The sequence below is a fragment of the Endozoicomonas sp. ONNA2 genome (assembly GCF_024606365.1).
Lineage (GTDB): Bacteria > Pseudomonadota > Gammaproteobacteria > Pseudomonadales > Endozoicomonadaceae > Endozoicomonas.
On the sequence record NZ_JAHHPO010000452.1, the window covers coordinates 1 to 3075 of the forward strand.

Annotated in this window: 7 protein-coding genes; 1 reads left to right on the top strand and 6 read right to left on the bottom strand. The window is 46.8% G+C overall.

Annotated elements, in window-relative coordinates; all coding sequences use genetic code 11:
* Positions 1-135: 135 nt before the first annotated feature.
* Positions 136-393 (bottom strand): hypothetical protein, encoded by a 258-nt coding sequence (locus KDK14_RS08135; RefSeq protein WP_257264591.1) that lies wholly within the window; start codon positions 391-393, stop codon positions 136-138.
* Positions 394-593: 200 nt separating this feature from the next.
* Here KDK14_RS08135 and KDK14_RS08140 point away from each other — a divergent pair, with 200 nt between their 5' ends.
* Positions 594-947 carry an Arc family DNA-binding protein gene (locus KDK14_RS08140; RefSeq protein ID WP_257264592.1) on the top strand — a complete coding sequence of 118 codons (354 nt, stop codon included), beginning with the start codon at positions 594-596 and terminating at the stop codon, positions 945-947.
* Between the two features lie 17 nt (positions 948-964).
* Here the strand turns inward: KDK14_RS08140 and KDK14_RS08145 are convergent, their stop codons facing one another.
* The 5 genes from KDK14_RS08145 to KDK14_RS08165 form a co-directional block, all read right to left on the bottom strand.
* Complete coding sequence (locus KDK14_RS08145) at positions 965-1267, bottom strand: type II toxin-antitoxin system RelE/ParE family toxin (RefSeq protein ID WP_257264593.1); 303 nt, start codon at positions 1265-1267, stop codon at positions 965-967.
* Positions 1260-1481 (bottom strand): ParD-like family protein, encoded by a 222-nt coding sequence (locus KDK14_RS08150; protein WP_257264594.1) that lies wholly within the window; start codon positions 1479-1481, stop codon positions 1260-1262. Before KDK14_RS08150 ends, KDK14_RS08145 begins: the two co-directional genes overlap by 8 nt.
* Positions 1482-1648: 167 nt before the next feature.
* Positions 1649-1939 carry a type II toxin-antitoxin system RelE/ParE family toxin gene (locus KDK14_RS08155; protein ID WP_257264595.1) on the bottom strand — a complete coding sequence of 97 codons (291 nt, stop codon included), beginning with the start codon at positions 1937-1939 and terminating at the stop codon, positions 1649-1651.
* Positions 1929-2183: a type II toxin-antitoxin system Phd/YefM family antitoxin gene (locus KDK14_RS08160; RefSeq protein WP_257264596.1), complete on the bottom strand. Its 255-nt coding sequence runs from the start codon at positions 2181-2183 to the stop codon at positions 1929-1931. The genes KDK14_RS08155 and KDK14_RS08160 overlap by 11 nt, the downstream gene beginning before the upstream one ends.
* A 71-nt stretch (positions 2184-2254) precedes the next feature.
* The coding region (locus tag KDK14_RS08165; RefSeq protein ID WP_257264597.1) for a hypothetical protein at positions 2255-3075 on the bottom strand (821 nt) is incomplete at its 5' end.

Consider the following 3075-nt stretch of genomic DNA (forward strand, 5'->3'; position numbering starts at 1 on the left):
TGTGTGATGCCGGTTTTGTCATGAGTCTGGCCTATAAACACGACACACGACCACCAAAAGAGCTGATGGAAAGGGCGGTGGTTGAACTGGTGCGGTGTCTGTCACCTGAAGATAGAAAACAGTTGTTGTCCATTATCACAAATAATTCTCCGGGATAACTGGAGCAATGCCATCAACAGCTTTTCTTTGCTCCCAGGCGCGTATGGTCGATAGCTTCTGCCTGATGTTTTCCAAAGACTCATTCTCTGAATGACCATCTACCAGGTCAGTGATCCGAATCCGGTCGTCATACCCAAAAAAATCACCGCTCCAGAGCAAAATCTGGGGATAGGTAAAGCGGATCTTGACTCCGGATCCGGTTGCATTGATTTCCAGTACATTGACCACTGTCATCAGTTTATCCAGTGGGCAGTAGTCCAATTTGTGACAAAACATGATGATCCAACCCAAAAATACGAACTGTCGTGTATTTTAGTAGTTATTTGCAATGTATGCCGTTTTTTTGTGTCCATGAAAATTATAAATAGTTCTAATAAATTACAAAGTGTTTAACAGGAACCTGAATAATTCACTTTGCATACAATGGTTTTATTATGGGCAAAGATAACTCATTGGAACCCAAGCAGCTCTCTATCCGGATTTCCTGGGATTTACGACAGGAGTTGCAGAAGGTGGCAAAAGCTAATGGCCGATCACTGAACTCGGAAATTGTCAGACGATTGATGCATACTTTGGATATGGATAATGTTTCCATGGATTTCAAGAAGCATACCCATGAAAAACCGGTGAATATGTTTGAGGCCGTTGACTATCAAACCGATGACCGGATTCTCAAGACATTGAACACCATCAACCAGAAACTGGATTACATCACCAGCGAGAGTTACTCCAGGAATTCTCTGGTGAACCTGGTTAATTACCTCTCCCGAAAATTACCCAAACAGTAGTAAGCCAAATTTATTAATCAATCTCGTCTCCGTTCCTGATTCTCCAGATTCCGATAAAAATTTTCGTGGGAACCAACGTGTAACAGTTCCAATATCAGCTCTTTAGCTTCAAAATGATACGCCAGCAAGGGTAGTTGGCCCACCATGTTGAATTTATAGACCCTGACATGGCTAAGGTTGCCTTTCTTCAGACTGCCAATAGCCGGATTATCGGCAATCTTTTTAATGGCAATATCAAGGTCCGTTTTCTGATTGGCTTTAAGTCTTTTCACTGCCCGTTGGAAATGGGGGGTTTCAAATATCCGCAGTTGCCTATCCAAAGCGGTACTCCGTTAATAAACCCGCCTTGCGTTCTTCTTCCGCTTCCATAACCTCTTCAATAAAGTCAATAGGCAAATCAGGATTGTCCTTTGCTGCCCTGCCAAGGGTTGCCCAGTACTCCATTTGTTTTGCGGCTGAACGTTTTTTTATTTTTCCTACCCGTTTGGCGGCATCAACCAGTTCTGCATCAAGTCTCAGAGGTTTATTTGCCATTGGTTGCTCCTTTGCCGTTTGATGCTTTTGAACAAAATTGTAGCACTTTGCAACTAATTTACACAAAGTTCTTCCGGCTTATCAAACCTCAGGTGACGATACTGGTTCCACACCTTAGGATGGGCGGGATTCCCGGAAAATAAACCGGGTAAAGAGTGGTGCCAATTTCACTCTACAATCCGGTTCCTGGCCGTGTCATAAGCAGCGTTTCCTTCCCGTTTGCCCACACCAATGACAGACACTTTAATCTTGTCATCAATCACCTGATAAACCAGACGATAACCCGCTTTCACCAGTTTGATTTTGTAACAGTTTTTCATGCCTGAAAGTCTGTCTTTAGGGACGTGTGGCGATTTCAGCCGTTCTTTCAGTTTTTTCTGGAATTGGTTGCGAATTGAAGCGTCCAGTTTATTCCACTCTTTCCAGGCATCATCAAGAAAAACAAGATTATAAATCATCAATATTTACCGGAATCTCTTTCTGCCCTTGACGTTCCTCTACAATTTTTGCCAGCGCAAGATCATCGGCAATGTCCAGCAATGCCTCGTAAAGTTTGGCCGGTACGGCATAAAACACCGGTTCGTTACGGTTGAGAATGGCAACCGCCTCACCGTGACCGGCGTTAATGACGCCCATGGGATCTCGCTTCAGTTCCGATATGCCTGCACTCAAATCCGCCAGAATAGGGTGAACATTGGCCATGAGCGGCTCCTTTTGTGGTTGTTTATTGAGAGTTAATAATAGTACTCCTAAAAGCACTTTTAAAAATACTATTAATAAAGCTCTCCCTGTCGTTCAAACCCCAAATGACGATACCGGTTCCCCACCTTGCTGATCACTCCCTCATCCAGCAATTGCTCCAGACCGGATTTCAGCTCCGGATGGCGGATAGGCTCACTTTCCACAATCTGTTTCACCGGAACATACTCTCCATAATCCCCATTTCTGATCCGTTCCATAATAACCTCCAAAATAGAAGGCTCCGGATCGGCGCTGCTTTCTGCCGGTTCCGGCAGTGATGGGCAAGATTCCCGGTAAACCTGGTCCGGCTGCAGGGCGATAATGGCGGCCAAATCTATCATCAGGGCCAAAACCAAAAACAGTGATAACCGGAGCGTATCATTCTGAACAAACAGAGGCTGACCATTCAGCTCCGTGGCAGCGCCCTGGTTCTGTTGCTGCAGGTTGGCCAGCAGGGTATCCCGGCGCTGATAGAGATCTTCCAGGTTATCCAGGGTATTCAGCCCCCGGGCCCGGTACTGATTGCCGGTGTCCTGTTCGGCGCTGGCCAGCAGGATCTCAATTTGCTGGTTCAACTGGTTCAGTTGTTGCTGTTGGCGGGTCAGCTGTTCGCTCTGGTGCTGTTGCCAGGTGGCTTCCATATACCAGGCGGTGACCAGTACCGAAAGTCCCAGCAGGCCATGGGCAAACCAACGGACCCGGTGATTGTGATGGCGGGCAAACAGATAGAGACAAACCTGCAAAGCCAGACCGGAACCGGTGGCCAAAATGGTGGCGGTCAGTCCGCTGACCAGGTCCTGCAGGGTAATCACCAAAGCCCCGGTGCTGGCAGAGGCCAGCATCAGGCCCATGA

Excerpts from the sequence above, each read along its gene's own strand:
- KDK14_RS08135 (WP_257264591.1), bottom strand. The coding sequence starts at position 393 with ATGACAGTGGTCAATGTACTGGAAATCAATGCAACCGGATCCGGAGTC.
- KDK14_RS08140 (WP_257264592.1), top strand. The coding sequence starts at position 594 with ATGGGCAAAGATAACTCATTGGAACCCAAGCAGCTCTCTATCCGGATT.
- KDK14_RS08150 (WP_257264594.1), bottom strand. The coding sequence starts at position 1,481 with ATGGCAAATAAACCTCTGAGACTTGATGCAGAACTGGTTGATGCCGCC.
- KDK14_RS08155 (WP_257264595.1), bottom strand. The coding sequence starts at position 1,939 with ATGATTTATAATCTTGTTTTTCTTGATGATGCCTGGAAAGAGTGGAAT.
- KDK14_RS08160 (WP_257264596.1), bottom strand. The coding sequence starts at position 2,183 with ATGGCCAATGTTCACCCTATTCTGGCGGATTTGAGTGCAGGCATATCG.